The organism is Asaia sp. As-1742, assembly GCF_011753235.1.
GTDB lineage: Bacteria > Pseudomonadota > Alphaproteobacteria > Acetobacterales > Acetobacteraceae > Asaia > Asaia bogorensis_B.
Genome location: NZ_VWWA01000002.1, coordinates 92,041 through 106,593 on the forward strand (window position 1 = coordinate 92,041; position 14,553 = coordinate 106,593).

General features: G+C 59.3%; 14 protein-coding genes. 6 read left to right on the forward strand and 8 right to left on the reverse strand.

Translation table 11 applies throughout. The features are described from left to right. Positions 1-36: 36 nt before the first annotated feature. The 6 genes from F3J08_RS03145 to F3J08_RS03170 are packed head-to-tail and all read left to right on the forward strand — an operon-like array spanning position 37 to position 5,357. On the forward strand, positions 37-654 hold the full coding sequence (locus tag F3J08_RS03145; protein WP_240149105.1) for a baseplate assembly protein: 618 nt from the start codon (positions 37-39) through the stop codon (positions 652-654). Further along, entirely contained in the window at positions 651-1,025 is a 375-nt protein-coding gene (locus F3J08_RS03150) for a phage tail protein (RefSeq protein ID WP_122040419.1), read from the forward strand. The genes F3J08_RS03145 and F3J08_RS03150 overlap by 4 nt, the downstream gene beginning before the upstream one ends. A 39-nt stretch (positions 1,026-1,064) precedes the next feature. After that, positions 1,065-2,207, forward strand: coding sequence for a baseplate J/gp47 family protein (locus F3J08_RS03155; RefSeq protein ID WP_166928412.1), 1,143 nt, complete (start codon positions 1,065-1,067; stop codon positions 2,205-2,207). Further along, positions 2,207-3,442 carry a hypothetical protein gene (locus tag F3J08_RS03160; RefSeq protein ID WP_166928413.1) on the forward strand — a complete coding sequence of 412 codons (1,236 nt, stop codon included), beginning with the start codon at positions 2,207-2,209 and terminating at the stop codon, positions 3,440-3,442. The genes F3J08_RS03155 and F3J08_RS03160 overlap by 1 nt, the downstream gene beginning before the upstream one ends. After that, positions 3,442-4,101, forward strand: a complete 660-nt coding sequence (locus tag F3J08_RS03165; protein WP_166928414.1) for a hypothetical protein — start codon at positions 3,442-3,444, stop codon at positions 4,099-4,101. Before F3J08_RS03160 ends, F3J08_RS03165 begins: the two co-directional genes overlap by 1 nt. Continuing rightward, positions 4,101-5,357 (forward strand): hypothetical protein, encoded by a 1,257-nt coding sequence (locus F3J08_RS03170; RefSeq protein WP_166928415.1) that lies wholly within the window; start codon positions 4,101-4,103, stop codon positions 5,355-5,357. The genes F3J08_RS03165 and F3J08_RS03170 overlap by 1 nt, the downstream gene beginning before the upstream one ends. A gap of 42 nt (positions 5,358-5,399) precedes the next feature. Here F3J08_RS03170 and F3J08_RS03175 read toward each other — a convergent pair whose 3' ends face one another. The 8 genes from F3J08_RS03175 to F3J08_RS03210 all read right to left on the reverse strand — a co-directional run bounded on the left by F3J08_RS03175 (position 5,400) and on the right by F3J08_RS03210 (position 14,458). Beyond that, a complete protein-coding gene (locus F3J08_RS03175) occupies positions 5,400-6,731 on the reverse strand; it encodes a cytochrome c (protein WP_122040466.1) in 1,332 nt (443 codons plus the stop codon). Continuing rightward, positions 6,731-8,509 carry a GMC family oxidoreductase gene (locus F3J08_RS03180; protein ID WP_166928416.1) on the reverse strand — a complete coding sequence of 593 codons (1,779 nt, stop codon included), beginning with the start codon at positions 8,507-8,509 and terminating at the stop codon, positions 6,731-6,733. The genes F3J08_RS03175 and F3J08_RS03180 overlap by 1 nt, the downstream gene beginning before the upstream one ends. A 27-nt stretch (positions 8,510-8,536) precedes the next feature. Further along, entirely contained in the window at positions 8,537-9,232 is a 696-nt protein-coding gene (locus F3J08_RS03185; RefSeq protein ID WP_166928417.1) for a gluconate 2-dehydrogenase subunit 3 family protein, read from the reverse strand. Between the two features lie 151 nt (positions 9,233-9,383). Then, entirely contained in the window at positions 9,384-10,247 is an 864-nt protein-coding gene (locus tag F3J08_RS03190; RefSeq protein WP_240149106.1) for a hypothetical protein, read from the reverse strand. A 27-nt stretch (positions 10,248-10,274) separates the two neighbouring features. Then, positions 10,275-11,285, reverse strand: a complete 1,011-nt coding sequence (locus F3J08_RS03195; protein WP_166928418.1) for a hypothetical protein — start codon at positions 11,283-11,285, stop codon at positions 10,275-10,277. Further along, the gene (locus tag F3J08_RS03200; protein ID WP_166928419.1) at positions 11,282-12,199 is read right to left on the reverse strand and encodes an Hsp33 family molecular chaperone HslO; all 918 of its coding nucleotides are present in this window, start codon (positions 12,197-12,199) and stop codon (positions 11,282-11,284) included. Before F3J08_RS03200 ends, F3J08_RS03195 begins: the two co-directional genes overlap by 4 nt. Positions 12,200-12,251: 52 nt before the next feature. Beyond that, positions 12,252-13,235, reverse strand: coding sequence for an ornithine carbamoyltransferase (gene argF, locus F3J08_RS03205; protein WP_166928420.1), 984 nt, complete (start codon positions 13,233-13,235; stop codon positions 12,252-12,254). Next, complete coding sequence (locus F3J08_RS03210) at positions 13,232-14,458, reverse strand: aspartate aminotransferase family protein (protein WP_166928421.1); 1,227 nt, start codon at positions 14,456-14,458, stop codon at positions 13,232-13,234. Before F3J08_RS03210 ends, argF begins: the two co-directional genes overlap by 4 nt. Positions 14,459-14,553 lie beyond the last annotated feature (95 nt).

Sequence of the window (14,553 nt, forward strand, 5' to 3'; positions counted from 1 at the left end):
ATGATGGATAATCCGGTATGGGCAGCAGCTCACCAGATGCGTGTAACCCATGCGGTGCATGGGATCGTTTGCGCGGTAGACCCCTCCAGTCATGCGGTGAAGGTGCGTCTGCAGCCTGATGATACTGAAACAGGCTGGCTACCCGATGCGGCGCTGACGCAAGTTGGAGACCTGCGTTTGTCCTGCCCCTGCGCAATCGGCACTCATGTTCTGCTGATGCCGATTGAGGGGGATGGCGAAAACTTCGTCATCACATCGGTCCTCTTCGACGTGGTGGCTGGTCCCGCGATTTCACCCCAGACGGGCAAGGTGGCGCAGCCCGGGGAATTGCTTGTGCGTACAGGGTGCGGTGCCCCTTCTGAACAGGGGCAGGGCCAGTCCGGGGAAGGGGGGTGGTTTCATATCCAGCGCGAGGGTGTCTCATTCGGGGCAGGGAACTTGCGCTGTGTCGTCGGGCAATCATCCATCGTGTTGCGTGCCGGGACGGTGCAGATGAGTCTGGGAGAAGGTGGACTTGAGATATCCGGTGCGGGTGTACGGGTTTCGGGGGGTAATCTTTCTGTTTCGGGCGGTGATGTGCGCACAGATCTGCATAGTCTCGACGCTCATGTGCACCCCTATGCCAACGGGGTGACGGGAAAGCCTGTCGGATGAGTGATTTTTATCACGTGTTTGGCGAGGATCTGTTTTGTGATCCTGCTGGCAGCCTGCGCGAGGCGTCGGGAGATCTGCTGACACGACAATCCATCCTGCGCCGATTGTGTACGAACCCCGGCGCCTATCTCTGGCATGTCGATTATGGGGCTGGCCTGCCTGCCCGTATCGGTATGCCTATCGCCGAGGTCGAAACCCGGGGGCTGATTACAAGCCAGCTCGGCCTTGAAGCCGGTGTCGATCAGACCCAGCCCGTGACAGTCGAACTACAGGCCAAGGCGCCGGGTACTTATCTATGCACGATCACATATAGCGGGCTCGATGGATCAGACCGGCAGACATTCACATTCAATCAGGATGGCACGATCTGAGCCCGGCTCGGTTCGCGCCGGCACGGAATCAGGAAGCTCATGGCGTTTTCTCTGCGTTCTTTCTCATCCCTTGTTCAGACGGCGGTTGTTACGGCGCAAGCGAACTGCGCAGGAAAACTGACACTCGATATAGGAACGCCAGGGCGTGCGCTTGTCGAGAGCGTTTCGGGACTTGGGCTCTGGCTGCAATACATGCTGATGCAGGTGCTGTGCCGGACACGGCTTGCGACATCGAGCGGCGCTGACTGCGACAGCTTCGTTGGGGATTTTGGCATGACACGACTGCCTGGCGTGAAGGCGCTGGGGTCCGTCACCATGACCTGTTTTTCCTTTCAGGATATCTCGGCTGTGGTGCGGCCAGGCGTCACGGTAAGGACAGCGGCGGCTGTGACGTTTCAGGTTATCGCCGATACGACTCACGAACGTTGGTCGAGTGCGACGCAGGGGTATGTTCGCCCGACTGGCGTAGCCTCGCTTACCTTGCCCGTCGAGGCCCTTCTGGAGGGCGTTCAGGGTAACGTTGCTACAGGTGCCATATCGCTTATGGGCACGTCGGTTGCCGGGATTGATATCGTCACCAATGAAGCCGCTTTTGCCAATGGGGCAGATCAGGAGAGCGACGCCCAGCTTCGGCAGCGTTTCCCGCTCTGGCTTGCCGCCAAGGCAAGCGCCTCACGGGCCGCAGTGGAAAGCGCCATCGCTGAAACCCAGAATAATCTGGACTACGCGATTTTTGATGGGGTGGCGCCGGATGGGACGACGCGTCAGGGATATTTCACTGTTGTTGTCGACGATGGAAGCGATGCAGTGCCTGACCAGGTGCTGCGCCGTGTGTATGCTCAGGTTGATGCCTGCAAGGCCCTTGGTGTTGGCTTTGCCGTCCAGCGACCCGTCATGTTTTCTGTGTCGGTTTCGATGGTTGTGAGCATAACTCTCGGCGCTGACGCCGATACGGTGCAGCGTACTCTGCTCGAGGCCATCAGCGCTGATATCCGGGCGTCACGTATCGGGGGCGGCTACGCCTATAGTCGGCTTGGCTATGTGGCCTATGCGGCGGCGGGTGATGCAGTGCTGTCGATATCGCAGATACGTCTGAATAACGCGCAGGAAGATATTGTGGGGGAAGCCAGTCAATCGCTTTTCCCAGGCACGATCTCCGTACAGATCGTTCAGGAGGGGTAATGCCGAAATTCAACAGTTATTTTCCAATCCCCTCTATCGGAGGGGCGGAAGTTCTTGTCGTTGCGACATCAGATGGTGTCGAGACGCTCAATGCCACAGCAAGCCAGATTGCCGGCGCACCAGCCGACTCACCGGCCAGCGGCGAATTCTTTGCTGAGGAGGGTGCCAAGGTCAGTCGCTATGGCGACCGGTTCTTCATCGGCGCTGCCGCAGATTATCCGGCGCTCAATACGCGTGACGTAGACCGACAGGACTGGCTTTCAGCGTTGATGGCGACGACGTCCATCGGGCCCTGGGCGCTGGAAAATGCCCAGGCCGCATGCCTCGCCCGGTTTGGCAACAGTGCCTTTGTTGCAGGATCACGTACGTCCGATGCACTCAAGTCACGCGACAAGCTGGGTCATGTTCCCAGTTCGATCGGGATGGCAGCTTGGGGGATCGCTGATGATACGACGAGCCCGACCCAGACCACAGCCTATGCTTATTACGGTGAGGCGTGGCGCATGCCGGGCGTCAATTACCAGCCGAGCTTTGTCATGGAGCTTGAGGCCGTCAATCTGGGCGGACCGGCTTACGGTGTGTCGACACCCTATCATCCGAATTGCGGTGGCGGCACCTACGCCATACAGATCGGTGCCGGTGGCGGGCAGACCGAAGGCACGGCTGATTGTGAGGCCGGGATTGTTTTCGTCAACAATCCGGATTCCTGGAAAACCGGTATTCTGTTCAGCAATACGTCGCTTGCCGGAACGAATGGTAATGACGGGGGCTACGGAAACGCGGTCTCGATGGCGTGCAACCAGGGCATTGAGTGGCGCACACCAGAGACGCGGGAACATGTGCAGGGGCTGGATGCCGGGGCCATGCTCTTTTCGACCGTAACGCGCACCGCAAACGGCCAGCGTGTGCAGTTTTCGGATGATGGTGTGCTTGTGACCAATATGGCAGGGCAGCTGCTCTTCTCGGTGTCACCCAATCCGTCGCCCACCAATACGCTCAATATACAGGCCGGCAGTGGCCTCGCTGCTGCGGGACTATATGTGCAGAAGGGTGATGGCGGATCGCCCAATCTCGGCCTTTATCCTGCTACGGGTGGAGAAATACAGATGTCATCGCCCGTTGCCAGCCCGGGAGCCGCGATACCTGCGAAGGCAGAGGGTGGTTTTTTGCATCTGAATGTGAACGGCACGGATTATCGCGTCCCGCTCTTCACTGTTGAGCAGGTGGGTGGCTGATGGCTCTTCTGCGAGACCGGGATCTGGATGGGCTTCAGGCAACCGACCGGAAGCTTTTGTATGACACGGGCATAGCACCCGGTACGGCGCGCGATTTCGCTCGCCGTATGCGCCTTTTGCTACCGCAGGGATGGTTTCCAGCCTATCGGGGCGATGAGTTGGAAGAAGCGCCGGTGTTGCAGGCGCTTCTGACCGGGTTCGGCGCGGTGCTGGCCTATATATGGCAGCTGATGGGGGTTGTGCGAGCCCAGACACGCCTTGGGACGACAAGTGGTGCCTTTCTGGATATGGCACTCATCGATTATTTCGGATCCGGAAAAACTGCACGCCTGCCCCTGGAAAAAGACAGCCATCTGCGTCGGCGCATTGCTGCAGATCTGGTAGCGCCGCGCAATACGCGACAAGCTGTGTCAGACGCTGTGCGTCAAATCTCTGGTGCCGCCCCTCGGATTATTGAAACGGGGACAGTGCGCGATTGTGGCGCCTGGTGTCATCTGGGTGGTTATGGCGCTGCGCGCAGCCGGTATGGGGCGCGACATGGCGGGCAGGTTGTCATTGAGGTTTTTCCGAAACTGCCGGTTCAGCAATTTGAACTGTATGCCGCCATCAAGGCGGTAAAGGCGTGCGGCGTGATCGCATGGGTAAGGATGGAAGCTTAATGGATCGTCCAATCATCTATTCAGGCTCCGTGCCCTTCGATACGGACCTCCTGCGCCTTGGCCGCTACGCGAAGGAAGGCGTGGGACGACTTGCGGAAATCCTGCTGGGTAGCCAGACGGTTATGGCTTCGGGTCTTGCTTGTGTGGTCTCGTCATCGGATCTGTCGGTCTCTGTCGAGCCGGGAACGATCATCGCGCCCTACGCGCTGGATGGCTCCCATATCGGAAGTGTTTCTGCTGGGCTCGCAGCGGCGCCCGCGATTGTTCCGAGCCTGTTTTATAACGACGAAGTCCAGCATATTCCTGTTTCTTTGACTGGTGCTACGTTAACGCTCTTTGCGATCTGCAGCGAGCAGGATGACAGTCTGGATGTTCTGCCTTTCTACAATGCCGATCAGCCGGACCAGACCATGGCGGGCCCCGATAACCGCGGGAAGGCTCTGCCTACGCGCAGGACGGGGCGCATCACGTTTGTCATGGCTTCTGATCCGCCAGCCGTCGCCGGTGCGGTTGTTGTGCCCCTCTATGACGTGACAATTCCTGCTGGGGCACAAACCCTGTCGGGGGTTGTGGCACAGCCGGGGGCAGCGTTCATGCCGCATCTGACCCAGTTTGCGACGATGGATTTTGCCCAGCAGGTGAGTCAGCCTCACGCCGTTTGTGCGACAAGCGGTCTTCTGACCATTCCGGACTGGGCCAAACATGTCGAGCTGCGGCTTATTGGCGCGGGCGGTGGCGGTGCGTCTTGCAGTGTTATCTCTCCTGATGCCGGGGCTTTCTCGGGAGCGGGGGGTGGTGCCGGGGGCGATGCATGGGGGATCTATGCGCTTGATCCGGCGCGCGACAGCACATTGTCGGTCACGATCGGTCTAGGCGGCGGTCCGGATCAGAAAGGTGGGCCAAGCTACGTGACCTATGGCGGCCAGCCCCTTCTCTCTGCCGATGGGGGAGAAGCTGGATATTTTTCTGCCGCACGCAATTCCTGCGGCGGCAGCGGCGGGGGTGCCGCAGGAGGCATTCTATGGAATCAGTATGGGGGCGCGGGCAGTGACGGGCAGTTCGGCAATCTGGTTTTCGCCGGCAACGGTGCCGATGGCCCTTGGGGCGGTGGTGGCAAGGCTGGGGCGTTGCTCGGGTTGACCGCCACCAAATATGGGGCAGGTGGGGGAGGCGCCTATATGGCCCGCCAGGCGGGAGAGGTGACAGCGGGCGGCCGGGGCTTCCAGGGGTGCCTGATCTATCGGTTTCTTTATTGAGGCCGCTGAAGATGTTTAGCGCGTATCTTCAGTGCCGGAATTTCAGTTCAGTGGATTGGACGCCGTGTTTTTGATCCATTCGGCGTTGTGCGCCCGGAAAGAGCGGACATCGTCTGCCGAGACAGCGCTACCCGTGTTGCCCCAGCTGTGGCGTATGAATGTCACGACATCAGCAATATCCTGATCGGTCAGGACATGACCAAATCCCGGCATGGTCAGTGATGATTGCGCCTTGGCGGTAGCGGGTACGCTTGCGCCACGGAGAACGATCAGAATGAGTGATCCGGGATCCTTGTCCATAAGGGTAGGATTACCTGCCAGGGGCGGGAAGGCTGGTGCGTAGCCATGTCCATCGGTCCGATGACAGGCGGCGCATCGATCGACATAGACCTGTGCGCCATGATCTGGCAGATGCCCCTCATGCAGCGCATTGGCCACGGTCACGTCGGCCCGCCATGGCGCCTCTTTCTTACGCGCTGGGAGTTCGGTCTTGAGATAGCGTGCAATGGCGTGAAGATCGGCATCGCTCAGATGTTGTGTGCCATGCACGATGGCCTCGCTCATGCCACCGAATGCCGATCCATGCTGGTTGCGACCGGTGGCAAGGAAGGCCACAATGTCATCCTCGCTCCATCGCCCCAGGCCAGTTCTGTCATCTTGCCGGAGATTGACCGGTGTCCAGCCATCCACGGCGCCGCCACCTGCCAGATACGTGGCACCCTGATCGCTGGAGAGCGATTTTTCCTGCATGGTCAGGGCACGGGGTGTGTGGCATGCCCCGCAATGACCGGGCCCCTCCACCAGATAGGCCCCGCGCGCGATCTCAGCGGACGCGAAGGAGCGGTCGGCATTGGCCATGGCAGCTTTGGGCGTGGGCGCGAAAGCCCAGCGCCATAGCGTCATGGGCCAGCGCATCGAGAGAGGCCAGGGTATGGTGTTTGCTGGTGGGGCTTTGGCGAGTGGTGCGACGCCCTCGCGAAAATAGATCCACAGCGCATGGATATCGGCATCGGTCATGCGCGCGTAGGACGGGAACGGCATGGCCGGATAAAGGGGTTTGCCGTTTCTGCCGATGCCCTGACGGAGGGCTCTGGTGAAGTCGGCTTCAGTATAGGCGCCGATCCCATGCCGCACGTCGGGTGTGATGTTTGGCGCATAGAGCGTACCGATTGGCAGGACGAAAGGATTGCCTCCCGCATAGGGGGCTGAAGGGTCGTGGGTGTGGCAGGCGGAGCAATCAGCTGCCTCGGCCACGTAACGTCCCTGATCGATCAAGCCGCGGTGATCGGTAGTCTGGGCGTGACCCACCGGGGTGACCGCGAGCGCGCCAATAACCGTAAAGCCCGTGGCGAGCAGGAGAGACAGGCGCTTCATCATAGCGAGACCAGTGGGCCGGGCTGTGAGAGGTATTGGGTGCGGATATGATACGCCGCCCAGTAAGCCAGGGCCGCGACGGCGCCTGTCGGGTTGTAACCCATGCCTTGGGGAAAAGCGTTGGAGCCGATGACAAAAACGTTCGAGACGTCCCAGCTCTGCAGATAGCGGTTCAGAGCGCTGTCCTGTGGGCTTGTGCCCATGACCGCCCCTCCGCCCAGATGGGTGGTCTGATAGCGCCGTGTGTCGAAGGCCTCGCCATGCTCGAGCCTTCCCAGCTCGTAGCGTCTGGCCCCAAGGGCTTTCATGATCGGTTCGATCTTGCCCACGACATACTGGTTCATGCGGATGTCGTTTTCCTTCCACGTGAAGGTCATGCGCAGAAGTGGCTGGCCGTAACTGTCTTTCCAGGTCGGATCCAGATCAAGATAGACGTCGCGATAGGCCATGTTGCTGCCATGTGCGTCCATGGCCATCGAATGCCTGTAGGTGTCGACGAGCCCCGCCTTGTAGCCGGCTCCCCAGCGCGGGGCGGATTTTCCGCCGCCTGTCATGGCGGCAGCGATCGGTTTGACACCGGCCTGGTTGACCCAGATGGGTGACCCACCGATGAAGCCCAGCGGGCCGTGATCGAAATTATCACTGTTGAAATCGTCTATGGCGACGCCTGCGCCGCCTGCCCCGACAAACTGGTTGGTGTACTGGTTCTCAGATAGCCATGCCCGGGACGTCGTGATGGTCTGATAGACGAAATTACGTCCTACCACGCCGGTATTACTGACCGGGTCATAGGGTTTGCCGATACCGGAAAGAAGCATGAGGTGGACATTGTGGAACTGGAAGGCTGCGAGAATGACCAGTTCCGCCTCGATGGTTTTCTCGCGGTTTTCACATTGGTCGAGATAGGTCACGCCGGTCGCCTTGCGGCGATCGCTGTCCAGATTGACCCTCAACACATGAGCATCGGTAATCAGGGTGAATTCGGGATCGTTGCGGAGCGCGGGCAGGATATTGATGTTGGGTGATGCCTTGGAATACATGTAGCAGTCGTAGCCGCTACAGTAACCGCAGAAATTGCATGGCCCCATCTGAAGGCCGTAAGTATTCGTGTATTGTTTCGAGGCATTTGCGGCTGGCAGGGCATAAGGATGATAGCCAGCCTCCGCACTAGCCTTTCGGAACAGGCTGGCGGTGTAGACATCCTGCATCGCAGGCAGTGGGAAGTTGTCGCTGCGTGACGGGGCGAAAACGTTCCCCTTTCCGACAATCTGCCCGTTGATTTTATAGGCTTCACCTGAAGTGCCGAAAACCTTTTCTGCCTTGTCGAAAAATGGTTCCAGTTCCTCGTAAGTGACGCCGTAATCCTGCAGGTTCATCGTTTCCGGGATGAATTTTGCGCCATAGCGTTCGATGACGTGGCTTTTGAGGCGAAGGTCATCCGGGGCAGCGCGAAAATGCACACCGGACCAGTGCAGACCAGCACCCCCGACGCCTTCACCTGGAAGGAATGCGGCCAGTTGCCTGTAGGGCAGGGCTGTCTGGTTGATGGTGTTGCGGATTGTGACGGTGGTTTTTGCCGGGTTCTGGAAGAGGCGATGGCGAATGGCCCCGCGCAATTCGTCGATGGAGCCGGGATATGTTCCTTCATCGGCTGTTTTACGTTCGGGTCCGCGCTCAAGCATGACGACGCTTCGCCCGGCCTCGCGCATTTCCTTGGCGAGGATGGCGCCTGCCCAGCCAGCCCCAATGATGACAACGTCAGTCCGTTTTGAAGTCATGCGTTTGATACTCGGTAATAAGCGGGGTCAGGCCTTCTGGCCGTCGATTGATACGGGGCCGAAGGGGTAGGCGGCCCCTTCCTGATTGACCCAGTCCATGAAATCGGCGCGCGAGCCGGGAAAGCCCAGCAACATCCAGCCTTGCATATGACGATTGCCACCATGGATCGGGTCGGCAAAAGCTCCTTCAAGCGTATTGCGGCGCAGCTGCTCGAAAAACAGACGGGCATTGAAGGCGGGAAAATGGACCGCGCCACCTTCGAACGCGCTCAGGAGCTCAATCTGGATATTCTGCGGCAGGTCGGCAAAATCCTTACCACGCTCTGCATTGGCGTAGTGATTGGCCGCTTCGATACCCTGTCGATAGAGATCGCAAGGTGCCAGGGGGAGCTGATAGCCAAGATTGGCGGGGCCATCCTGAAATGGGCCTTGCATGTACCAGAGTTCGCCGCGGCCGTAGGGGGTTTGCATCTGCCTGTCGATGAATGTCGGCACGCCCAGTGCAGTTGCACCAGGGCCAAAGGCGTCATTGGGGTAGATGCAATCGCAGGCGGCATCGAGAAAGCGATGTTCAGCAGGGGAGAAGAAGCGCTCGCCTTCATCTTCGCTGGCGGAGGCTGCGAAAGCTGGTACCTGAAATTCCTGTCCGGCAAGCAGAAAGAAGGCCGTCGTGCCGGCAGCGTTTCTGACGAAGCGTCGGCGTGAGGATGAATGGGCGCTCAATCTGTTCTCCTGACAGAACAACACTGCGTGATTCCCATATCCTGGGCGCAACTTCCTTCTTCGCGATTGCCGGGGGAAATGCAAGTCGCTTTCTGAAGAACCAACCGGTGAGACGGCTCAGGCGTACACCGGTTGGCCTTATAGCGCTGGCTCAGGAATGTTTGGAGGGCAGCGAGAGCGTGCCGGGCTTGGGGGATTTGACAGCAGGTGTTGCCGCAGGCGCACTTGCTGAAGAAGCGTCATCTCCCAGCGGGAAGATGGCGTCTGGCTCCTGAGGTGCAGCGGATTTGATAGGTGCGGCCGGCGTAGCGCTGGTGACGGCGGCGGCCGGCGCAGCAACTGGCGCATTGGCGCTCGTGACCGAACTGGAAGCAGCCGGAGCAGGCAGCGCGGTGCCCGGCCCGATGTCCTGTTGCGTGATAGCTCCCGGAAGGGGGGCACCGCTGGCGTCGACCAGCCAGTCATGCAGTGATTTCTTGATCTGGAATTCGAGCTCCACGTTCATGTCCTGCATCATCTGGGTGGTCAGATCATACAGGACCGCGCGGGATTCCGGATCCTTGTCGCCAGGATTGAGGCTGCGGGTGATATGGGCCAGGGCGTAGCCAGCGCGACCGCCGGACGGGGCGGAAAGATCGACATGGGCTTCAAGCTCACCAAGCAATGTTCCCCCGGGTGCGTGAAGGATGCTGGCCTTGGTGATCGTGAATGTGCCAGTGCCTTCCGAACCGCTCGCAATGAGGCGGTCACGCGCCATCTGCTCAAGTGCCTGCTGGGGAGGCGTGGGTGCCTTGGCGGAGATGTCACCGGGCGTGCTGCCGGGAGGCGCAGAATCCACGACTTCAATATGCGCCACATTGAGGTGCATCTTGCTCAGGTAGCTATAATCAAGCGGCGCAAAACTCTGGGGCTCGCTGTCGCCGCAAGCTGTAAGCAGAGGCGAAACACTGCTCAGCAAGAGACAGACTGAACCATAACGAAGGAAAGACTGAATGCGTGACTGGCGGCGCGACATGATCTGCTCCTGAGGATAGGACGGTTGTTATTTCTTTTTGACGATAGAACGCAGCCGATTGAATAACCCACCTGCTGGCCTTGGATCTTTTTTCGGGTCAGGCACGATGCTTCCATTCGACTTATGCTGGTGCAAGAATGCCCAAGATTCGGAAATAAGATCTGCTGACGCCGCGTCCGGGGCCGAGGGTAATGTGGCATCGGGTGTATGGGATTCTGCCATCAAAGCCGACGCCTTGCCCAAACCGTAATCACGCGCCTCAAACGCCTGCGCTCCCATAATCATGCTGACATGGTCTGGCGTACTCAGGTACCAGCCGAGAACGAGTGATGGAAGCATACCCGCCATATTCTCGTCGCTGACGATGATATTGGCTTTCGGGCAATAAAAAGAAGGAGGAGCATCAATCTGCTTTTCCCACCATGCAAGGTAAAAAGCACAATCGAGTCCTTCATCGTAAAAACGGTGAATCAATCGATGATCGACAACGAACGAAATCTGGGATCGTAAAGGTAGCCCCGAGAAAGGCGATAATACGACAAGAGTCTCCCGGCCGATGCGCGTTGCCAACAGTCGTCTGAGGTCACGTGCTGAGAGTGCAGTGCCTTCGACGCGTGTGATTTCGCGCTCTTGCTCAACCAAAGCGGTTTGTATCTGCTGGAGATCGGCCATCATGCGCACAGACCAGGCTGCTGCAAGCTGGGTTGAGAGAAAGAGCGGTAGGGCGAGAGAGTCCCTGGCAGGAGACGGCATTGCGGCCAAGGACGTGCGCGACAGACTATCGAACCATGGCGATACAGTCGCGAGAACATCGTCCGGTTGCAGTCGCTGTACCACTTCTATGTGCGATCCGCAGTAGTCACGGTTCGCATCGAAATACCACACGGCCTGACGCTCACTCAGGGCATCTTTGAACGTCACGCACGTTACGTCGTCGGCAAGCCGAACAACGTCTTGCGGGAGCCACTGATCATAAAGCGAGCCGATTTCCTCACCCTCAATGCGTGCGGATGCCAGAAAGGTTTCGGCACCGCTCATCGCGCTATCTCGGCTCGATCAAAGCGGAACCCGACATTGCAGAATTCGCAGTTCATGGTGATCTGACCGTCGTCGGCCATATGGTCGAGATCATCTTCCGGGAAAGTAGAGAGCACACCTGCCAGACGCGCACGATTGCACCGGCAGCCGAGACTGACCGCTCGCGGACGATCTACGATAACATCCTGTGAACCGAACAGGCGTTCGATAAGGGTGGTGGCACTCAGCTTGGGGTCGAAAAGCTCGGCGGAGGTCAGGGTATTGCCCAGAACGCAAGCTGTCTCCCAGGCGTCCTCATCGCTGTCGGCCCCTGATGAAATCCCGCCCTCTTCGGCAATCTTTTCCAGAAGCAGAGCCCCGGCCTGCCAGCCATCCGGGGTCTTTTCGCAATAAAGGCGCATCCAGCACTGATGCTGCTCGCTGGTGGCGAAATAATGCATGGCCATATCGGCAAGGGTTTCGCCCTCGAGCGCTACAATGCCCTGATGGCGCTCGGTGTGAGCCCCCTGGTCGATCGTGAACGCGAAATATCCCTCGCCGAGAAGCGAGCGGGCCGACCCGGTTTCGAGCGTGTCGGGCGACCGCAGATAAAACCGCAATTCACCGGCGTCGGTGCAATCGGTCACCAGCATGGAGACCGGACCATCACCCTTGATCTGTAGCGAGAATGATCCCTTGAACTTCAGACCGGCACTCAGGCCGGCAACAAGCGAGAGCGCTTCACCGGCAAGGATGCGGCCGTCATCTGGAATATCGTGACGCGTCAGCATGATGTCAGCCAGCTTGCCAAGCCGTACCAGTCGCCCACGCACCGGTCGCTTCGCCAGGTGAAATGGCGTGATGCCATGCGAGATCACCAGATCAGGCACTTCATCCGGGCGTTGCGTATCAAGAAAGGCAGGTGTCTCGATCATCTGTGCTTCAACAATTACTTCATACTCAGGGTGAAACCATCACCCGACCGGGTCAGGCCGGGCTTCCGAAGTCGCGCCAGTTCTCGCCCCCAAGAACCCAGAGCAGAAGACCTTTCTGGGCATGGAGGCGGTTTTCGGCCTCGTCAAACACAACGGAGGCCGGGCTTTCAAACACGTCTTCGGTCACTTCCTCACCGATATGGGCAGGCAGACAGTGCATGAACAGGGCCCCTTCGGGCGCTTTCTGCATCAGGGCCGTATTGACCTGGAAAGGGCGCAGGGTGTTCAGACGCACCGTTGATTCCTCATCGGACATGCTGGTCCATGTATCGGTTACGATGCAGCCTGCCTCCCTGACGGCCTCGATGGGGTCATGAACAAGGCGGATTTTCCCCCCTTCAGCGCGCGCCCAGTCCAGAACGTCCTGACGGGGCTTCATGGATTCAGGTGTTGCAAGGGTGAGAGAGAACCCGAAGCGGACGGCGCCTTCGATCAGGGATGCAGCCACGTTGTTGCCATCACCGATCCATGCCCAGTGCGAGCCCGCGACAGGACCGCGATGCTCTTCATAGGTCATGATATCCGCCAGGATCTGCACGGGATGCGAGTCCGGTGTAAGCCCGTTGACGACAGGAATGGAGCTCCAGCGGACCAGTTCGCCCAGCATATCCGTCTCACCGGTGCGGACAACGAGAACGTCCAGAAAGCGGGAGAGAACACGCGCCGTATCGGCGAGGCTTTCGCCTCTGCCGATTTGCATGTCTGACGGCGATAGCACAGAGACATCGCCGCCTAACTGACGCATGCCCACCTCGAAAGAGAGGCGCGTGCGTGTGGACGGCTTGGACAGCATCAGCCCAAGCGTACGTCCGGCTAGCGGGTGCGCGGGATGCATCGGAGCGCGGCGGTTATTCTGCATCGCCTTGACCGCACGACCGACATCGATGATGTCGCGCAGCGTGGCGCTGTCGAGGTCGCGCAGGTCAAGGAAGTGGCGGATCGGTGTATGAGCGCGGGCGTTCGTCTGAATGGTCATGCCTGGCTCTCCGTCCGGCTGTTCGTCTTGTTGTCTGATGTCGCGTCTTCCTGCGCTTCCAGTGCCCGGGCCGCTTGTGAGAGAATGGCGCAGGCTTCGCGACAGTCTTCCTGAGTCACAACCAGAGGCGGCAGGAGCCGCAGCACATTCTCACCTGCTGTCACGGTGAGGAGGCCTTCAGCCATGACCTGAGCCTGAACCTGGGCAACAGGCATCCTGCATTTCAGACCCCACATCAGACCGCGGCCACGAGCAAGCTCGAATACGCGCGGATGATTATGCACCAGAGCCGCCAGCTCACTGCCGAGCATGGTGCCCTTTTGCGCGACCTCATCGAGGAAGCCATCGGCAAGAATGACATCTAGCACGGCGTTGCCAGCAGCACAGGCCAGCGGATTGCCGCCAAAAGTCGTGCCATGCGAACCTGCACCCATCGACGCGGCAACTTCCTCGCTGGCAAGAATGGCCCCCATGGGGAAACCGCCTGCAATGCCCTTGGCAACGGAGATGACATCGGGTGTGACGCCATACCACTCATGGGCAAAGAGTTTGCCGGTTCGGCCCATGCCGGTCTGAACCTCGTCCAGCGCAAGGATGAGGCCAAATTCGTCGCAAACCTGGCGCAGCCCGGTCATGAACTGCGGATCAGCCTGCTTGATGCCTGTCTCGCCCTGGATGGGCTCGATCATGATGCCGGCTGTCTCGGGTGTGATGGCGGCACGAAGCGCATTCATGTTGTTGAAGGGGACGTGATCGAAGCCCTCGACAGGGGCACCGAAGCCTTCGAGATAGGCCGGGTTACCCGTGGCGGCGATCATGGCAAGCGTGCGCCCGTGAAAGGCTCCGTTGCAGCAGATGATGCGCGTACGCTCGGGATGACCGCGACCTGCCTGGGTCTTACGGATCATCTTGACCATGCCTTCATTGGCTTCTGCGCCGGAATTGCAGAAGAAGACGCTGTCGGCAAAGGAGTGAGCCACCAGCCTGTCGGCCAGTTTCTCGGCCTGCGGGATGCGATACAGGTTGGACACGTGCATGACGCGTGCGGCCTGTTCGGCGATCGCCTTGACCAGCCCCTCATGACCATGCCCGAGCGACGAGACGGCAATACCCGCCCCGAAATCGAGAAATCGTCGCCCGTCAGCCGTATACAAGCAAGCGCCCTGACCATGCTCGAAAGCAAGGTCGACTCGTTTGAATGTTGGCATCAGAGCGGAAATCATGGCGATATGAGAGCCCGGTTGAAATGGATTGGAAAGATGCAACAACAAGAGCCCCGCACCTGAGCAATCAGGGCAGGGCACGGGCTGCTGCCTTA

Coding starts and splice junctions, on each gene's coding strand:
- F3J08_RS03165 (WP_166928414.1), top strand. CDS start 3,442: ATGGCTCTTCTGCGAGACCGGGATCTGGATGGGCTTCAGGCAACCGAC.
- F3J08_RS03210 (WP_166928421.1), bottom strand. CDS start 14,458: ATGATTTCCGCTCTGATGCCAACATTCAAACGAGTCGACCTTGCTTTC.
- F3J08_RS03170 (WP_166928415.1), top strand. CDS start 4,101: ATGGATCGTCCAATCATCTATTCAGGCTCCGTGCCCTTCGATACGGAC.
- F3J08_RS03180 (WP_166928416.1), bottom strand. CDS start 8,509: ATGACTTCAAAACGGACTGACGTTGTCATCATTGGGGCTGGCTGGGCA.
- F3J08_RS03150 (WP_122040419.1), top strand. CDS start 651: ATGAGTGATTTTTATCACGTGTTTGGCGAGGATCTGTTTTGTGATCCT.
- F3J08_RS03175 (WP_122040466.1), bottom strand. CDS start 6,731: ATGAAGCGCCTGTCTCTCCTGCTCGCCACGGGCTTTACGGTTATTGGC.
- F3J08_RS03190 (WP_240149106.1), bottom strand. CDS start 10,247: ATGTCGCGCCGCCAGTCACGCATTCAGTCTTTCCTTCGTTATGGTTCA.
- argF (WP_166928420.1), bottom strand. CDS start 13,235: ATGACCATTCAGACGAACGCCCGCGCTCATACACCGATCCGCCACTTC.
- F3J08_RS03195 (WP_166928418.1), bottom strand. CDS start 11,285: ATGAGCGGTGCCGAAACCTTTCTGGCATCCGCACGCATTGAGGGTGAG.
- F3J08_RS03160 (WP_166928413.1), top strand. CDS start 2,207: ATGCCGAAATTCAACAGTTATTTTCCAATCCCCTCTATCGGAGGGGCG.
- F3J08_RS03200 (WP_166928419.1), bottom strand. CDS start 12,199: ATGATCGAGACACCTGCCTTTCTTGATACGCAACGCCCGGATGAAGTG.
- F3J08_RS03155 (WP_166928412.1), top strand. CDS start 1,065: ATGGCGTTTTCTCTGCGTTCTTTCTCATCCCTTGTTCAGACGGCGGTT.
- F3J08_RS03145 (WP_240149105.1), top strand. CDS start 37: ATGCGTGTAACCCATGCGGTGCATGGGATCGTTTGCGCGGTAGACCCC.